Source organism: Mucilaginibacter gotjawali (assembly GCF_002355435.1).
Taxonomy (GTDB): Bacteria; Bacteroidota; Bacteroidia; order Sphingobacteriales; family Sphingobacteriaceae; genus Mucilaginibacter; species Mucilaginibacter gotjawali.
Map to the genome: position 1 here is coordinate 2,549,045 of NZ_AP017313.1, position 15,490 is coordinate 2,564,534.

Annotated in this window: 13 protein-coding genes; 6 read left to right on the plus strand and 7 right to left on the minus strand. The window is 41.9% G+C overall.

Annotation, left to right across the window (positions count from 1 at the left end; all coding sequences use genetic code 11):
• Positions 1 to 115: 115 nt before the first annotated feature.
• On the minus strand, positions 116 to 3,235 hold the full coding sequence (locus MgSA37_RS11400; RefSeq protein ID WP_096352024.1) for a tetratricopeptide repeat protein: 3,120 nt from the start codon (positions 3,233 to 3,235) through the stop codon (positions 116 to 118).
• Between the two features lie 564 nt (positions 3,236 to 3,799).
• Between MgSA37_RS11400 and MgSA37_RS11405 the strand changes: the two genes are divergently transcribed.
• On the plus strand, positions 3,800 to 4,441 hold the full coding sequence (locus tag MgSA37_RS11405) for a redoxin domain-containing protein (protein ID WP_096352025.1): 642 nt from the start codon (positions 3,800 to 3,802) through the stop codon (positions 4,439 to 4,441).
• Between the two features lie 10 nt (positions 4,442 to 4,451).
• Positions 4,452 to 5,591, plus strand: a complete 1,140-nt coding sequence (locus MgSA37_RS11410) for a hypothetical protein (RefSeq protein ID WP_096352027.1) — start codon at positions 4,452 to 4,454, stop codon at positions 5,589 to 5,591.
• Positions 5,592 to 5,792: 201 nt separating this feature from the next.
• On the opposite strand, the gene MgSA37_RS11415 is transcribed toward MgSA37_RS11410, so the two are convergent.
• Positions 5,793 to 6,914, minus strand: a complete 1,122-nt coding sequence (locus MgSA37_RS11415; RefSeq protein WP_096352029.1) for a metallophosphoesterase family protein — start codon at positions 6,912 to 6,914, stop codon at positions 5,793 to 5,795.
• Positions 6,915 to 7,822: 908 nt separating this feature from the next.
• On the opposite strand from MgSA37_RS11415, the gene MgSA37_RS11425 reads away from it, so the two are divergent.
• The 3 genes from MgSA37_RS11425 (at position 7,823) to MgSA37_RS29515 (ending at position 9,667) form a co-directional block, all read left to right on the plus strand.
• A complete protein-coding gene (locus tag MgSA37_RS11425) occupies positions 7,823 to 8,908 on the plus strand; it encodes an aromatic ring-hydroxylating oxygenase subunit alpha (protein ID WP_096352032.1) in 1,086 nt (361 codons plus the stop codon).
• Positions 8,909 to 9,131: 223 nt separating this feature from the next.
• Positions 9,132 to 9,437, plus strand: a complete 306-nt coding sequence (locus tag MgSA37_RS29510) for a YceI family protein (protein ID WP_317046637.1) — start codon at positions 9,132 to 9,134, stop codon at positions 9,435 to 9,437.
• A 14-nt stretch (positions 9,438 to 9,451) separates the two neighbouring features.
• Entirely contained in the window at positions 9,452 to 9,667 is a 216-nt protein-coding gene (locus MgSA37_RS29515) for a YceI family protein (RefSeq protein WP_317046643.1), read from the plus strand.
• Position 9,668: 1 nt separating this feature from the next.
• On the opposite strand, the gene MgSA37_RS11435 is transcribed toward MgSA37_RS29515, so the two are convergent.
• The gene (locus MgSA37_RS11435) at positions 9,669 to 9,911 is read right to left on the minus strand and encodes a hypothetical protein (RefSeq protein WP_096352033.1); all 243 of its coding nucleotides are present in this window, start codon (positions 9,909 to 9,911) and stop codon (positions 9,669 to 9,671) included.
• Between MgSA37_RS11435 and MgSA37_RS11440 the strand changes: the two genes are divergently transcribed.
• On the plus strand, positions 9,910 to 10,530 hold the full coding sequence (locus MgSA37_RS11440; RefSeq protein ID WP_096352035.1) for an L-threonylcarbamoyladenylate synthase: 621 nt from the start codon (positions 9,910 to 9,912) through the stop codon (positions 10,528 to 10,530). The two genes, MgSA37_RS11435 and MgSA37_RS11440, sit on opposite strands and share 2 nt — an antisense overlap.
• Positions 10,531 to 10,593: 63 nt before the next feature.
• Here MgSA37_RS11440 and MgSA37_RS11445 read toward each other — a convergent pair whose 3' ends face one another.
• The 4 genes from MgSA37_RS11445 to MgSA37_RS11460 form a co-directional block, all read right to left on the minus strand.
• Entirely contained in the window at positions 10,594 to 12,669 is a 2,076-nt protein-coding gene (locus MgSA37_RS11445; protein WP_096352036.1) for a response regulator, read from the minus strand.
• Positions 12,670 to 12,771: 102 nt separating this feature from the next.
• Entirely contained in the window at positions 12,772 to 13,542 is a 771-nt protein-coding gene (trpA, locus tag MgSA37_RS11450; RefSeq protein WP_096357423.1) for a tryptophan synthase subunit alpha, read from the minus strand.
• Positions 13,543 to 13,683: 141 nt separating this feature from the next.
• Positions 13,684 to 14,865 (minus strand): tryptophan synthase subunit beta, encoded by a 1,182-nt coding sequence (gene trpB, locus MgSA37_RS11455; protein WP_096352038.1) that lies wholly within the window; start codon positions 14,863 to 14,865, stop codon positions 13,684 to 13,686.
• Positions 14,849 to 15,490, minus strand: coding sequence for a phosphoribosylanthranilate isomerase (locus MgSA37_RS11460; RefSeq protein ID WP_096352039.1), 642 nt, complete (start codon positions 15,488 to 15,490; stop codon positions 14,849 to 14,851). Before MgSA37_RS11460 ends, trpB begins: the two co-directional genes overlap by 17 nt.

A 15,490-nucleotide genomic window follows, 5' to 3' on the forward strand; every position in this document is an offset into this window, starting at 1 on the left:
ATTAAATAGTTAATTAAAGTTGCGGGGCAGAATTGTATGATAGGTTTTAGGGTGAATGATTTTAATAGTAGCGATGGGTTTTAAAACCCATCGCTATAAAAATGAGATGCAGTTATTACCTGCAATATTTTTTGACAGCATCCGGCGCTTCTTTAGAACCGAGGTCGAGCGCTTTGCGTAAGTCCGCGCATCCGCTGCCGTCGTTTTGGTTTATTTTGGCCATGCCCCTGTTAAACCATCCATCCGGGTTGTTGGGGTTTAAGGTAATCGCGGTGTTAAAATCTTTCATGGCGCCGGCCTGATCCTGCAAGTTAACTTTTGCCTTGCCGCGTAAAATAAAGTTATTTTCGTTTTTAGGGCTCAGCTTAATTGCTTCTTCAAAATCTGTACGCATATTCGCCGTATCACGAAGGTAGCTTTCCGCAAGGCCCCGATAGGCATAGGTTTTTACATTGTCAGGATTGATCAGGAGTACGCTAACGTAATCAAAATCAGCACCCTGGTAATTTTTTTGCCCCATCTTTAAATTCGCTCTTGAAAAGAAAGCTTCATCATTATTTTCATCGTAGTAAATGCCTTTATCAAAATTTTTGCTGGCGGCAATGGTATCTTTTAAGGTAATATAGATATTACCCGTATAAATATAAGCATCCGAAATAACGGGTTTAAGCTTGCCCATAGCGCGGTAAATGCGTTTAATGCCCGAGGCGGTGTCGGCATCCGGCACGTAAGTGCTTCTGAGCGCAGCATAGTTTGGAGAGGTAACGATTGTCGTTTTAATTTTTCGAAATTCATCAACCATGGCTGTAAGGTCATTAACCGTTGTTGTATCTCTGCCTATAACTTCATTGAATTGGGCAAAGGCTTTTTGGGTTTCACCTTCGCCGCCCAATGCAACACCGCGAAGTACATAAACTTCATCGTTTTTGTTGTTATTGGCGATAAGGCGGTCGTACAATTTTAATGCATCAGCATATTTCTTTTCGGCTAACAGCGCCTTCCCGAGCTTTAAATTGCCCTCTTCGTTCTTTGGCTCAAAAACCAGCAGTTTGCGGTAATCCTGGATTGCGCCGGCATTGTCACCGATGGCAATCTTCAGGTCGCCGCGGTAAAGGTAGGCGTAGGTGTTAGCAGGGTTTATTTCAATAGCTTTATCGAGGTCGGCCTGCGCTTCAACATATTTTAAGGTGAGAAATTCCAAATGCCCCCTGCCTGAATAGCCATCGCTGTTTTTTGGATTCTCTTTGATTGCTGCGTTAAAATCTGTTAAGGCACTGTCCAGTCTTTTTAAACCAATTTCAGCATCGGCACGGGTAATATAGCCATAGCCATCCTTGTTTTTGTTGTACAGGATGGAGGTGTCCGCATCAAGCAGGGCACTGCTGTAATTTTTTAACGAGAGGTAAATTTCGGCACGGTGCTGGTAAGCCTCCGAATATTCACGTTTATATTTGATAGCGTGGTTAATATCATCTAATGCACCCAGGGTATCATCGAGCCTGTTCCGGGCAAGCCCGCGGTATAAATATAGTTCGGCGTTTTCGGGCGACTTAACAATAGCCTTATCAAAATACTCGAGCGCCTTTTTAAGCTCCCCGGCATCGCTTGCCGCTTTGCCCAAATAATAATAGGCATTCTGCAGATTTGGGTTGATCTCTATCGCTTTATCAAAATCTGAGATCGCACCATCAAAATCATTTAATTTGGTTTTGGCGTTTCCGCGATACAGGTAAGCTTCGGCATGTTTAGGGTCCATGACGATACTTTTATTATAGTCGTTCAGCGCGTTTTCGAACTCACCGGCCGAAGCTTCGGAATTCGCTTTGTAATAATAGATCTCTGCATCATCAGGATTAAGTTGCACAGCAATTTTAAAGTCAGCTATCGAAGCATGGTAATCGTTTGAATTGGAATAGGCAACACCGCGGTATTTATATAGCTCTGCGTCTTTTGGGGTTAGTTTTATGGCAATGGTAAAATCGGCTATTGCACCCTCAAAATCAGCTGAATTACTTTTGGCGTTGGCCCTGTAATGGTAAAGCTCGGCGTGGTTAAAGCCCAGCTGCAATGCTTTGTCGTAATTGATGATAGCATTTGGATAGTCCTTTATCTCGGCATCGGCGTTTCCAAGGTAATAATATACTTTGGCATCATTAGGGTTCAGCTTTATGGCTGCTTCAAAGTCGGCTTCTGCACCCTGCGTATCGTTTGATTTTGCTTTAGCAACACCGCGTGATAATAATATTTCGGCGTTATCAGGCGTCAATGCGGTGGCAGCATCATAATCCTTAATAGCGTTTACATAATCTCCCGCATTGCTTTCGGCATTTCCCCTGTAATGGTATAAATCTGCCATTTTAAAATTGCACACACCCGCTGATGCTGTATTGCAGGGGCCGGCATTTTCAAGTGGTTTTACCGTGCCTTTTTTATTGCAATCTTCAAAAGCCGTATTATAGTCGGCAATGGCCTCGTTATATTTTTTGATGTTACTTAGCGCGTTAGCTCTGTAATAGTAAACGTCGGCATTGTCTTTATCCAGGTCCAGCGCTATTTTATAATCACTGATGGACTGGCTGTAGTAACCAGCATTGGCCCTTGTAACCCCCCGGTATTCATATAAATGGATTTTTGCGGAAGCCAGGCTTTGATTCATTTTTGTATACCGTACAGTTTTATTGTAATCAATAATTGCCCTGTCATAATCCTTCATCGCGCCTTCATAGTCAAACAGGTTGCTTTTTGCGCCTGCTATGGCATAATAAATTTCCCATCCACGTTTACCCAACTTAACGGCCATATTGTAATCATCAAGAGCGCTCCTGTAATCTTTAAGGTTGTTTTTAGCATTGGCCATATAATAGTAGGCCAGCGGGTTATGCCTGTCAATGGCAACAACCTGGGTATAATCGCTTACGGCATCTTTAAAATTACAGATATTGCCATAGGCGTTTGCGCGGTAAAAATAGGCCTTTGTAAAACGATGATCGAGTTCAATTACTTTTGAAAAATCACTGATGGCCTCATTGTATTTGTTGATGTTGGCATAGGCGTTTCCGCGATAAAGATACGCCCAGATGTTTTTGTCGTTTTGTTGTATAGCGATATTGAAGTCGGAGATAGCTTCAGCATATTTTTTCTTGCCTGATTCCTCATTACCTTTTTTTAGATAATTAGTTTTTTGGGCGATCGCCAGGCAAGGTAACAATGAAAGTATGATAAATAGTCTTTTCATAATTCTTATTAATATCAATTATTGGCAATAAATAAGCCAATTTTTCTGATTCATTCGATATATAGGATGCTGTTACCAGTTAGAGGCTTCTTTTCTCCGTCAATATAAACAAACAAACAAATATTTAAGTTAATACCCTCCGATTGTATCCAAAAATGCCCTGACAGCATGGTAAACAGGTGCAGTTGAAGTGAGGTTCAAAATTTCAAATATTCTTAATTTTTAAAAACAGGGCATAAAAGCCTCAATTTTGGGTTATATAATCCCCGATAATATGCTTTAAATTTATGAAGAGCTGGTTATAATGACTGCCCAAAGTTGTTAACATCATGTGAATAGGAAAAAAAATATAAAAAATCTATAAAGTATATAGATAAAGTAGTATTTTTGTTTCATCAATGTTATTCAAATGTTAAACGGACTTTTATTTATGCCTGTTCGAATGTATGTTACCCTCCCGGGTTGCATTGCAGGCAACGCCTGTTGTTGCCGATAATGCGTTAATAATTATTCAACAGCCATTTCGACTTTCATCTTATTTAATTATCATCAATATTTTAATTTATGTTAACATCAACAGACAAATTCCCTTATTTTGAATTGCTTGAAATAGTAGCTGAATTTGACTTATCCTATAAGCCATACCAGCCATTAAAACCATTAAAAGCCGGTAATTTTATTACGGGTTTGACGTTAAAAACAGATCAGTTAAGATGGCAGCGGTTTTATGGCGGGGCAGAAACATTTGGGCCGGTTGTATTGAGGCAATTATTAAATAAGCCACTGGTTATCAGTTTCTATTCCAGGCATTGGAAGGGTAACGGGCTCGGCCAGTTGACCAGGTTAAATGATCTTCAAAATGAAATAAAAGCCAGCGGGGGCAATTTACTGATCATAAATGCCGGTAATGATGAAGACCTGGCAAAAACTGCCTGGGAAAATGATTTGTCATTGAATTTCTATTTTGATGAAAATCATGAAATAGCTGAATTGTTCGGTGTATATTCGGAAAATTATCCTGTTTGGAACCGGTTTTCGGGCATTGATGTTAATGTGCCCCTTTTGGCCACCTATGTGATCGACCAGTTTAAACAGGTTGTTTATGCCGATGTAGACATGGATTTAACCGGCTCCTTTTCGGCGAATGGTATTATTGCAGCAGTTTATGAATCGGCCCTGCTCCGGAACAATAAAAAGTCTGCCTAATGATTTAAAAATGAAATTAACCGTAATCCGGGTATTAACTTTCAGCCTCTTTTTTATAACTATCGGGCAACAATTGTCTGCCCAGGGTAAGCAGGGTTATTTATTAGCATCGGTTAAAATAAGCCCTTCGGCAAACGCATCTTATCCAGCCTCTCCAGCCATTGCAAAGGATAATGATGAATTAAAAGTTCTTGCTGATCTTGAAAATAGCTTCAACAAAAAACCCAGTCGTAAATTGCTGCTGTCGTTTTTGCGCGAACTTAATAATAAACCGGACATTGATGCCAGGCAGCGTGGCTCGAAATTAAACCTGCACCTGGCGCGCTTATTTGCCAAATTGCGGCTGTATCCATTGGTAATGAAATGCTATTTTAAAAACAATGTGCCCGGAGATGATATTTACCGGAAGGGTTATTTTATAAAGCAGCATGTTGCCGGGAGTGATTCGGTTAAAATGATGAATGATAGCCTGGATAATACAGGCTTGCTCGCTATTAACAGCCGTGATAGCATTTTACTAAAAACCGACAGCGGTTTTTACAATCACGACGGAAAGAACATCCAATCGGCGCCTGTAGAAAGTGTGGATATTATCAATCCCTTTGAGGATGGCAAAACAGGAGTGAAGTACGCGCTGCTGGTGCACATACAACAACCCAAATCGGGCAGGCCAAAAATATTTATCCGGTTAAATAAAGTGGGGCATACCTTTATCACGCTGATCAAGTATAATTCCGATTCGACCTATGTAGCCAGGACCTTTGGCTTTTATCCTGATAAGGAAAGCTTTTTATCCGCTACGCCTATCTTCCCATCAGCCGATCCGCTATTTAAAAACGACGAAAGGCATGACTTTGATGAAGTGGTTGGCAAATTCATTTCGAAAAGGAGGTTTCAGAAAATATTGCAGCTGGTTAAACAGTATAACAGCCACCCTTATAACCTTAACAATAACAACTGCACTGACTTTGGGTTGGATGCCGCTACTATTGGCGGAATAAATATTTTAGATACTTACGGCAAATGGCCGCTCGGTCGTGGCAATAACCCGGCAAAAGCGGGCATGAGCGTGTTAGAGGGAAAAGTGGTGAATTCGGATACCGAAGATGGGGGGCTGTTTATTTACAACGATGTGATTGAGGATAAATAGTTTCCTTAGCCTAAATTAAGATAAGCACGTTTGTTCGCCTCACCCCGACCCTCTCCAAAGGAGAGGGAGCCAATAACGAGGGTATGACGGCGAAAATCTAACATTTTGCATCGAAGTCCTCTCCTTTGGAGAGGATGAGTGAGGGCTTTGCCGTTTAGGTGAGGCGAAACGGAATGATAGAGCTAAGAGATTATTTCGAACTCAGGTTAAATTGACGATAAACGAATCATATATCGCAGCGGGCAAACCTTTGCCGCTATCGTCCGCTGTGTAATAATCGCCTTTTAGGGTAAAATCTGCAGCTGTCTTTTCTATCGTAATCTTCAGGAAGCCATGGGTTTCATCGCAATATTTTTCCAGTAATACATCATCCAGTAATTTGCTCTGATCCGGAAAAGCGGGGTCGCCGGGTTGGGCTATTCTGTGAAGATCGGCATAGCCGCCCGCGCCTGCCACGATAAAGGGAACTGTTTTCCCATTTGGATATTGCTTGCTGAACCGCTGGTAATTGTGTACATGCCCGCTGAAAACTATGTCGGGCCATACATCCGCCTCGCTAAATGCCGTATTCAGGAAAAGCTGCATGGGTAAGCTGGAGCCGTGGTTGGTATCGGCAGAGTAGGCCGAATGGTGCAGGCAAACGATCAGCGCTTTGCCAGAACGTTCAGCCCCGGCAGCTTTGAGCTCGTTAACAAACCATTCCTTTTGCACCGGTGTAATCGTTCCGAACCTGGGCACATTGCCGTAAAGGGCGATAATATTGGCCAGCGGTGTTTTTAAAGTATAATAAACGTTGGGTTGGATATTGCTTTTGCGGCCCGAATCGCCCGAAAAAGTTAATGGCCTTGAAGCGGTATCACAAAATACTTTTACAAAGGTATCCAGGCTGTTGGGGTGTTTTTCGTCGAAGGGGTCGATGTCCGCATCATGGTTTCCCGGTATGGCAAAAATTGGGTTAGGGTAATTGCGGTAGGGCTCGAAAAACTGCGGCTCATATTCTTCCGCCTGCCCGAAATTATAAACCACATCGCCAAGGTGAAAGAAAAACTGCGGGCGATCTTCTTCCGCTGCAATGGCATTACATTGACTGATCATTTCATTAGCTATCCGGTGTTTAAAAACAGGGGACACCAAACCGCCGGTATCACCGGCCATATGGAATACCATTTTATGGGCGGGTAATTCCGGCAGCACCTCCCTGATATTTAAATGGTACGGAAATTTACCGGTAGGCTGGGGCAGGGGTTGGAATTTTTCCTGGTCGTCAAGCGCAGCGGTTTTAAATACGGGCCTTGAACGTTTATTAGCGGCAGATGATGGCATGTAAGAGCGAACAATTGTTATGTTGCAAATATAACCTTAGTGGACGGTTTGGGATGGAGAAGTTTTGAAAAGATGTGGGGAAGATGGTGACCCCCATTATTTTATTTAGCCATTGCAGCAGTCAAGCGACACGCTTGACTCGGCGAGGGGAGACGCACTGTCTATAATAATATAACTAATGCGTAGGAGATTTTATAATTTCAATTATTTGTCTTGTTGCTATCTTAGATAAAGTTAAAACAATTCTATTATCAAATGATAGATTATCACAATGCAAACTTGTGGTTATAGATCCGGTCATATTTTGTTGATTATCAAAAAGAAGCATTCCAAAATCCGAAGTGAAACAATTGGGATCGGTTTGTTTAAAGGAGGCGCTGTTTAACAATATGCTTATGATCCGGCGTGTAGAAGTACTATTTAATTTCTTTTTTAATTTAAAGCAAGGTTCTATTTTATTCGATAAAATAATTTGTACATCTTTTTTATCTAAGCAATCAGGTGAATCACGATTACATTCATAAATGCTTATCAATTTTGTGCGTTTCAATATTTCCTGGTCTTTCGGGTTCAATAGTTGGCCGAAGCAGGAATTGCTGAATGCAATAATTACCAATACTAATAAAACGGGTTTCATAGTTATTTTTAAGGTAAAGTATAATAAATCTTTATCAGGGCCAAAACTCTGGAAGTGATGCTGTATCGAATCGGGGGCATTTTGCTTCGTTATCGGTTTAATCAAAAGTAGTATAAAATATTTCACCGCATTAACCGGAATTTACCACTTTATTGCCTTATACTTCAGAAGCGATTTACTATCCATAGTTTAATTATTGGTATAATTAATAGGTAATTTCACCCCATTTAGGTAATTTACATCCCTGTTTTTTACCCAAATAACAAACGCTATGCCCGATTTTTTTGTTGATCCCAATATTGCCCGAGCCCAAACGATTGATGCTGCTTTTTATACCAGTGCCGAAGTTTTTGAGGCCTGTAAGGAAAAAATATTTGCACCAACCTGGCAGTTTATCGGTGATGAAGACCTGGTAAGGGAAAGTGGCGATGTTTACCCTTTTACATTGCTGCCCGGTTGCCTGGATGAACCTTTGTTGCTAACGCGGGATAAGGCAGGGAAGATAAACCTGGTGTCGAACGTATGCACTCACCGGGGGAACCTGGTTGCCGAAAAGGCCTGTAAGTTAAATGATCTGAAATGCCGCTATCACGGGCGCAAATTCAACCTCGATGGTAAGTTTTTGTCGATGCCGGAATTTAAAGAGGTAGAAAATTTCCCTACGGCAGCTGACAATTTACCGAAGCTGGAGCTGTTTAAATGGGGTAAATTACTGTTCACCTCTGTCTCCCCGCAATACCCGCAGGAAATGTTTTTCAGGGATATGATAGAAAGAGTAAGTTGGCTCCCGCTGGATGAATTTGAATTTAAACCTGAACTATCCCGCGTGTTTAATGTAAAAGCTAACTGGGCGCTCTATTGCGAAAATTACCTGGAGGGCTTTCATATCCCCTTTGTACACGCCGGCCTGAACGCGGTAATTGATTACGGGGAATACGCAACTGAATTATTTTTTCCCTATTCAAGTCTTCAACTGGGGCTAGCCCGCAGCCATGAGGATTGTTTCGATCTTCCGCGCGATTCACCTGATCATGGGAAAAACGTAGCCGCCTATTACTTTTGGGTGTTCCCCAACATGATGTTCAATTTTTATCCCTGGGGCCTTTCAGTTAACGTGGTAGAGCCGGTATCCGCAGGGGAGTGCAGGGTGAAGTTCTTTTCGTACGCGCAGGATGCTTCTAAATTGGGTAAAGGGGCCGGCGCCGCGCTGGATAAGGTGGAGGCTGAGGATGAAGAGATTGTGGAAAATGTTCAGAAAGGTGTGCGCTCAAGGTTTTATAAACACGGCCGGTATTCTGTCAACAGGGAGCAGGGTACCCATCATTTTCACAGGATACTGACGGAGTTTATGGGGTGAGTGTGAGTGTCCGAAAGTCCGGAAAGCCCGAAAAGATACACACCGGTTTATTTTCGTTGTCGTTATAATTTAATTGGTTTTCCTGCTAACAAAAGCCGGCATCAGTGGTTAAACATATAAGCATCTGTCGGGGAAATGTAATATTACAATTTCCATATACATGTTTAAACATCTATTTGGTAAATTTGTTCTCAAATAAAAACAATCAAAAAAAAATAAGATCATGGCAACCATAACAAAATGGGTAATCGACCCAATGCATTCAGAAGTTCAGTTTAAAGTAAAACATTTGGTTATTTCAACAGTAACCGGTTCATTTAAAAGCTTTGAAGGCACAGCTGAAGCAGAAGGAGATACCTTTGAAAACGCAAATATTGAGTTCGCTCTTAATGTTGACAGCATTGATACCAACCAGGTGCAAAGAGACGGGCATTTGAAATCAGCTGAGTTTTTTGACGCTGAAAAATATCCGCAAATCACCTTTAAATCAACTTCCTTCAAAATAAAGGTGGTAGTGATTATGAACTGACCGGCGACCTTACTATTAAAGATGTTACCAAACCAGTTACTTTAGCTGTAGAGTTTGGCGGTTCGGCCGATGATTTTTATGGCAATACCAAAGCTGGTTTTGAAATTACCGGTAAAATTAACCGCAAAGAGTTTGGCTTAACCTGGGATGGCGTTACCGAAGCCGGCTCGATTGTTGTTGGCGAAGACATAAAACTGATCATCAACGTTCAGTTTGCAAAAGTGAAATAAGTTAATTTCGGATTTCGACTGGCTGCCGCAGGCGGGGAATTTCGAATTCGGATTTATTATTTTGTAAATAGAAAGCCGGGATAGCTATTTTAAGCATTAAAATAGCTATCCCGCTTATTTTTTCTTCTCCTTTTCGTTCGAATAAGGGTATTTTTGCACCTGACTGGTAATTCTCAATTTCTTTTAAATCCGAAATTGTAATTCCCTGCCTGCGGCAGGCAGGCGACATCCGAAATAACATCATGCTTATAAAAATATATCCTGAAAACCCTAATCCGAAGGCAATTGAACAGGTCGTTGAGGTTCTCCGCAAGGGCGGCCTGATTATTTATCCTACCGATACCGTGTATGGTCTCGGCTGTGATATTACCAATCACCGGGCTATCGAGGCGATCTGCAAGATCAGGAACATCAAACCGGAGAAAGCCAATTTTTCATTTATTTGTTACGACCTGAGCCATATATCTGATTATATCAAGCCAATTGATAACACTACGTTCAGGGTGCTTAAAAAGGCATTACCGGGGCCGTTTACATTTATATTTAATGCCAGCCATAACGTACCAAAATTGCTTAGCTCAAACAAAAAGACAGTGGGTATAAGGGTGCCTGATAATAATATAGCCCGCGAAATTGTAAAAGCACTGGGCAACCCGATCCTTTCCACCTCGATAAAAGACGATGACGAGATTATCGAATATTCAACAGATCCGGAATTGATCCACGAAAAATATGAGAACCTGGTCGACGTGGTCATTGATGGTGGGTATGGAGAAAATATACCGTCAACAGTGGTTGATTGTACCGAAGGTGACTTTGAGATTATCCGCGAAGGAAAAGGTGAGCTGGACTTGTTTCTGTAATTAACACGGATTTCCCAAATAGAAACGGATTCCCGTCAAAGAATGCGTTCTGCTGGTCTGGCGCTAAGTTTCCCGGACCTTACTTTTTAAAAGTCTGAATATCTTTTGATATAATTCTTTGGTATCGAAAGGCTTTGAAATAAAATCATTCATTCCTATTTCAATACAGCGCTCATATTCGCCTTTAAAGGTATGCGCCGACATGGCAATAATCGGAATATCTTTTTTGTAACCTGAAAGTGAACGGATTTTTTGTGTTGCTTCATAACCATCCATTTCTGGCATTTGTAAATCCATCAGGATAATATCGAAATCGTTACCCTCGTGTTTAGCGATGGCGATTAAGCCGTTTTCGGCCAGTTCTGTTGAAAATCCCTGGTTTTTAAGCACTTTTATGACCAGCATCTGGTTGATCAGGTTGTCTTCCGCTACCAGCACCCGTATGCCATCGCCCCTTGGGATTATTGATTCAGGTTTTTCACCACCGGTGGTTCCAGCCTGGTGTATATACTTCAAAAAAGATAACCGAAAGTGAAAATCAGATCCAAAACCCGGCTTGCTGCTAACAAATAGTTCGCCATTTTGCAACGTGATCAGCTGTTTTACAATACTTAACCCCAGCCCCGACCCACCGAATTTGCGTGCGGTATCATTTGTTGCCTGTTCAAAGCTTTCAAATATTTTGTCCTGCTTTTCAATAGGGATCCCTATGCCGGTGTCTTTAATACCAAAGTCGATCAAAACCTTTTCTTCAGTTTCTTGAAGGCAGATAGCCGATATGGTTATTTGGCCTTTTTGGGTAAATTTTATTGCATTTGAAACAAGGTTCAGCAGAATCTGGCTTAACCTGACGGAATCTCCGAGGATGATCTCAGGTATTTTATCATCAATTGAATATTTTATAAAGATGCCCTTTTGCTTTGACTTTGCTTCCATCATCAGGATGGTCGTGTAAATGATCTCCCGTGGTTTAATTGGCACAATTTCAAAGGTGATCTTTCCGGCCTCCATTCTCGAAAAGTCCAGGATATCGTCTAAAATAACTAACAAGTCATCACCCGACCTGATGATGATCCGGATATATTCCTGCTGTTCCTTATCGAGGAGCGTTTCTTCCAGGAGTTTTGCAAAACCAAGTATGGCATTCATCGGGGTCCTGATCTCGTGGCTCATTTTAGCCAAAAAGAGCTGTTTTGTTTTTTCGGAAGACTCAGCCTTTTCCTTTTCTTTTATCAGGCTTTCCTCTGTGTCCTTAAGTTCGCGGATGTCATTTATATTATGTTCAATGGTGTCGGTCATCTGGTTGAACGAAGTGGCCAGCATGCCGATTTCATCGCGGGAGTAAACTTTTACCCTTGTATGCAGTAAGCCCCGGCTGATAAGCGTTGCCCCTTCAATGATCGCCTTAATGCCTTTTTCGATACCACGGCTTACCGAGATGGTTATCAATATACTGGTCGTTCCAATGGTGAGGGATAAGGTAAGTAGTAGCCGTAACACAATGTTTTCCAGCCAGCGGGAACCTTCGCCAAGGGTAAATGAAAATTCGTCCTCCAGTTTGGTGAATTTTCTGTTAAGCGTTTCTGATTGTGCCAATATTTTGTCAATCTCCTGTTGTGAAGCTGTATTTGAGCTAATCATAGCGTGAAGCTCATTACTTAAAGCGATCAGCTGCTCCATGTTCTTTTCAGCCTCGCCCCAGGCTATAATTGCTTTATGGAGATAGGAAATATTATGAAAACGAAGGATGAGGCTGATCATGCCATCTACATCTTCGGGATTGTTGCGCCCTTCAATGAAACCCTCCCTGGCGATGAAGAGATCCGGGTTTGTTTTTTGTAGTTCAATGCGGGTTTTATTATCACCTACGGGTACCTTCAGAAAGCCCTGGAAAGTCTTGTAGTCTTTTTCATCATGTGAGTGGGCATAAATAAACAAGCTGTAAACGGCATCTTTTTGCGCTTTTGACCACAAGCCTTCGCCATTTACAAATGCTCTTACAGAGGAAAGTGTTCCAATGGCAAACCATAGTGTGCAAAGTTCAATCGTAACCAGCACTGCCATTATACCAACGGTGAAGTATAACTTCCTGGATATCGGGATATCCCCAAACTTTTTTTGCAAAAACGAAATCACCATCGTAATAAGGAATATATATTCCTTATTACGGAACTAAAAAATAAAAGGTTGCAATAAAAAGCAACCAATTGTTTTTTAATGTTTTATTTTATTATCCGGATATTAAAACCGTATGGATTTTACAAATGCAGGTATTTGATCAAGATAGTGGTCCGCATACAGCAGCTTTACAAAAGCGCTGCCTACAATTGCCCCGCTGGCATATTCACAAGCTTTGGTAAACGATTCATTGTTTGAGATCCCAAAACCAATAATAGCCGGATTGTTTAAGTTCATGGCTTTTATCCGTTTGTAATAATCCTCGATATTAACCGAAACATGCAAATTTCCACCGGTAATGGATGAGGAGGAAAGCAGGTAAATAAAACTGTTGCTCAGTTCATCAATTTTCCGGATGCGGTCCTCTGATGTTTGGGGGGTAACCAGGAAAATATTGCTAAGTCCGTTTGCTTTAAAATATGTAGCATAAAGGTTTTCGTATTCATACATCGGCAAATCGGGAACGATAATACCATCAACGCCAACTTCTGCTGCTTTTTTGCAAAAGTTTTCAACCCCGTATTGTACGATCGGGTTTACATAACCCATTAAAAGAATCGGGATAGAAACCCGTTTACGCAGATCTTTCAACTGCTCAAATAGCAGGTGCAGGGTCATGCCGTTTTCCAGCGCTTTTTCTGAACTGTGCTGGATGGTCGGCCCGTCAGCAACAGGGTCGGAGTAAGGGAAGCCGATCTCCAGGAAATCAACGCCAGCCTTTTCCAATGCTTCTGCAATATCAAGGGTAGTGTTTAGCCCGGGGTAACCGGCGGTATAATAGATGGATAAAAGATTATCCTTTTTTTTGTTGAAAAGTGCGTTTAAGCGGTTCATGAGGTGGTTTATAGTTGATGGTTCATATTTCATGGAAAAATTATATGAAATACGATAACATACCAGTTAATTATTGATTGATGGTTCACGCCTCATGGTTTGCAGCTCACAATGAACTATAAACCATGATCTACGAACTAATTAGTATCCAAAATATTTAATATAGGTATCCAAATCCTTGTCGCCGCGGCCTGAAATGCAGATCACCACATTATCATCTGCCTTAAACTTCATATACTCGAGATAAGCGAGCGCATGAGCAGTTTCGATTGCCGGGATAATACCTTCCAGCTGGCAGCATAACAAGCCCGCCTGTAAAGCTTCCTCATCAGTGATGCTAACATATTCGGCACGGTGAATTTTATACAGGTAAGCATGCTGCGGGCCAATGCCCGGATAATCAAGCCCGGCCGAAATAGAATATGGCTCCACTACCTGCCCGTCGTCCGTTTGCATCAGGATGGTACGGCTGCCATGTAAAACACCTTCCCGGCCTAAAAAGGTTGTTGCTGCTGAATGACCGCTGTTCACCCCTTTGCCTGCAGCTTCCACAGCTACCAGTTTTACGGCTTCGTCATCCAAAAAATGATAAAACATGCCCATGGCATTGCTGCCGCCGCCCACGCAGGCCATCACATATTCGGGCAATTCCTTGCCGGTATGCTCAAACAACTGTTTTTTTGTTTCGAGGGAAATAATAGATTGAAAGCGGGCCACCATATCCGGGTAAGGGTAGGGGCCAACTACCGAACCTATGATGTAGTGGGTATCAACCGGGTTGGCTATCCAGTCGCGCAGTGCTTCATTGGTGGCATCTTTCAGCGTTTTACTGCCTGATTTTGCAGGCACAACAGTAGCACCGAGCATTTTCATGCGCGATACATTTGGCGCCTGGCGGGCCATGTCTATTTCGCCCATGTATACCACGCACTCAATACCCATAAGGGCGCAAACGGTAGCTGTTGCAACGCCATGCTGACCGGCGCCGGTTTCGGCAATGATGCGCTTTTTACCCAAACGCTTTGCCAGCAATATCTGGCCGATAGCGTTATTGATTTTGTGCGAGCCGGTATGGTTCAGGTCTTCACGTTTAAAGAAGATATTGGCGCCGTATTTTTCGGAATATCTTTTGGCATGATACAGCGGCGATGGCCGGCCGACGTAATCCTTTAACAGCTGGTTGAATTCTGCTTTAAAATCATCATCGTTGATGATATTTAAATACTCGTTGCGCAACTCCTCCACATTGGGGTACAACATCTCGGGGATATAAGCTCCGCCAAAATCGCCATAATAACCCTGTTCATTAACTCCGTAGTTCATTTATAGGTTTTTGTTTAATGATGTCAAATGCTTTTGCTAATTTACTGATATCCTTTATACCCGGCTCGATTTCGAATTTGCTGTTCAGATCCACACCGTAGAATTGAGGATGACAAATATTTTTCACTTCTTCGATGTTTTCAAGCGATAAACCCCCGCTTAAAAAGAAAGGGATCTCCAGTTTGTAGCCATCTAATATGTTCCAGTTAAAAGTTTTTCCCGAACCGCCATGCATTGGCGTTTTTGTATCGAACAGGAAAAAGTCAACACTGTTTTTAAATTCATCCAGCCGGCTAAAATCAAAATCTTCATTTACGCCGAAAGCCTTTAATACTGTAACTTTTCCTTTAAAATAACCGGCAAAATCGGGTGTTTCGTCACCGTGCAATTGAATGGCATCAAAATGATATTGATCGATCAGTTCGCTTACTTTTTCTTTGCTTTCGTTAACAAAAACAGCGGTTTTATTGATATAGGATGGTACCTGGCTTAACGCGTCCAAAGTCAATCCATTAATAAACCTTGGCGACGGTCCATAAAAAATAAAGCCAGCGTAGTCGGGGTTCAAAGCAGCAACAGCTTTGATGTTCCCAGGAACCTTTAAACCGCATACTTTTATCTTCAT

Bases quoted from the DNA above. Each gene is read 5' to 3' on its own strand.
- MgSA37_RS29510 (WP_317046637.1), top strand. From the start codon at position 9,132: ATGGCAACCATAACAAAATGGGTAATCGACCCAATGCATTCAGAAGTT.
- MgSA37_RS11410 (WP_096352027.1), top strand. From the start codon at position 4,452: ATGAAATTAACCGTAATCCGGGTATTAACTTTCAGCCTCTTTTTTATA.
- MgSA37_RS11445 (WP_096352036.1), bottom strand. From the start codon at position 12,669: ATGGTGATTTCGTTTTTGCAAAAAAAGTTTGGGGATATCCCGATATCC.
- MgSA37_RS11440 (WP_096352035.1), top strand. From the start codon at position 9,910: ATGCTTATAAAAATATATCCTGAAAACCCTAATCCGAAGGCAATTGAA.
- MgSA37_RS11460 (WP_096352039.1), bottom strand. From the start codon at position 15,490: ATGAAGATAAAAGTATGCGGTTTAAAGGTTCCTGGGAACATCAAAGCT.
- MgSA37_RS11400 (WP_096352024.1), bottom strand. From the start codon at position 3,235: ATGAAAAGACTATTTATCATACTTTCATTGTTACCTTGCCTGGCGATC.
- MgSA37_RS11415 (WP_096352029.1), bottom strand. From the start codon at position 6,914: ATGCCATCATCTGCCGCTAATAAACGTTCAAGGCCCGTATTTAAAACC.
- MgSA37_RS11425 (WP_096352032.1), top strand. From the start codon at position 7,823: ATGCCCGATTTTTTTGTTGATCCCAATATTGCCCGAGCCCAAACGATT.
- MgSA37_RS11405 (WP_096352025.1), top strand. From the start codon at position 3,800: ATGTTAACATCAACAGACAAATTCCCTTATTTTGAATTGCTTGAAATA.
- MgSA37_RS11435 (WP_096352033.1), bottom strand. From the start codon at position 9,911: ATGATGTTATTTCGGATGTCGCCTGCCTGCCGCAGGCAGGGAATTACA.
- trpB (WP_096352038.1), bottom strand. From the start codon at position 14,865: ATGAACTACGGAGTTAATGAACAGGGTTATTATGGCGATTTTGGCGGA.
- trpA (WP_096357423.1), bottom strand. From the start codon at position 13,542: ATGAACCGCTTAAACGCACTTTTCAACAAAAAAAAGGATAATCTTTTA.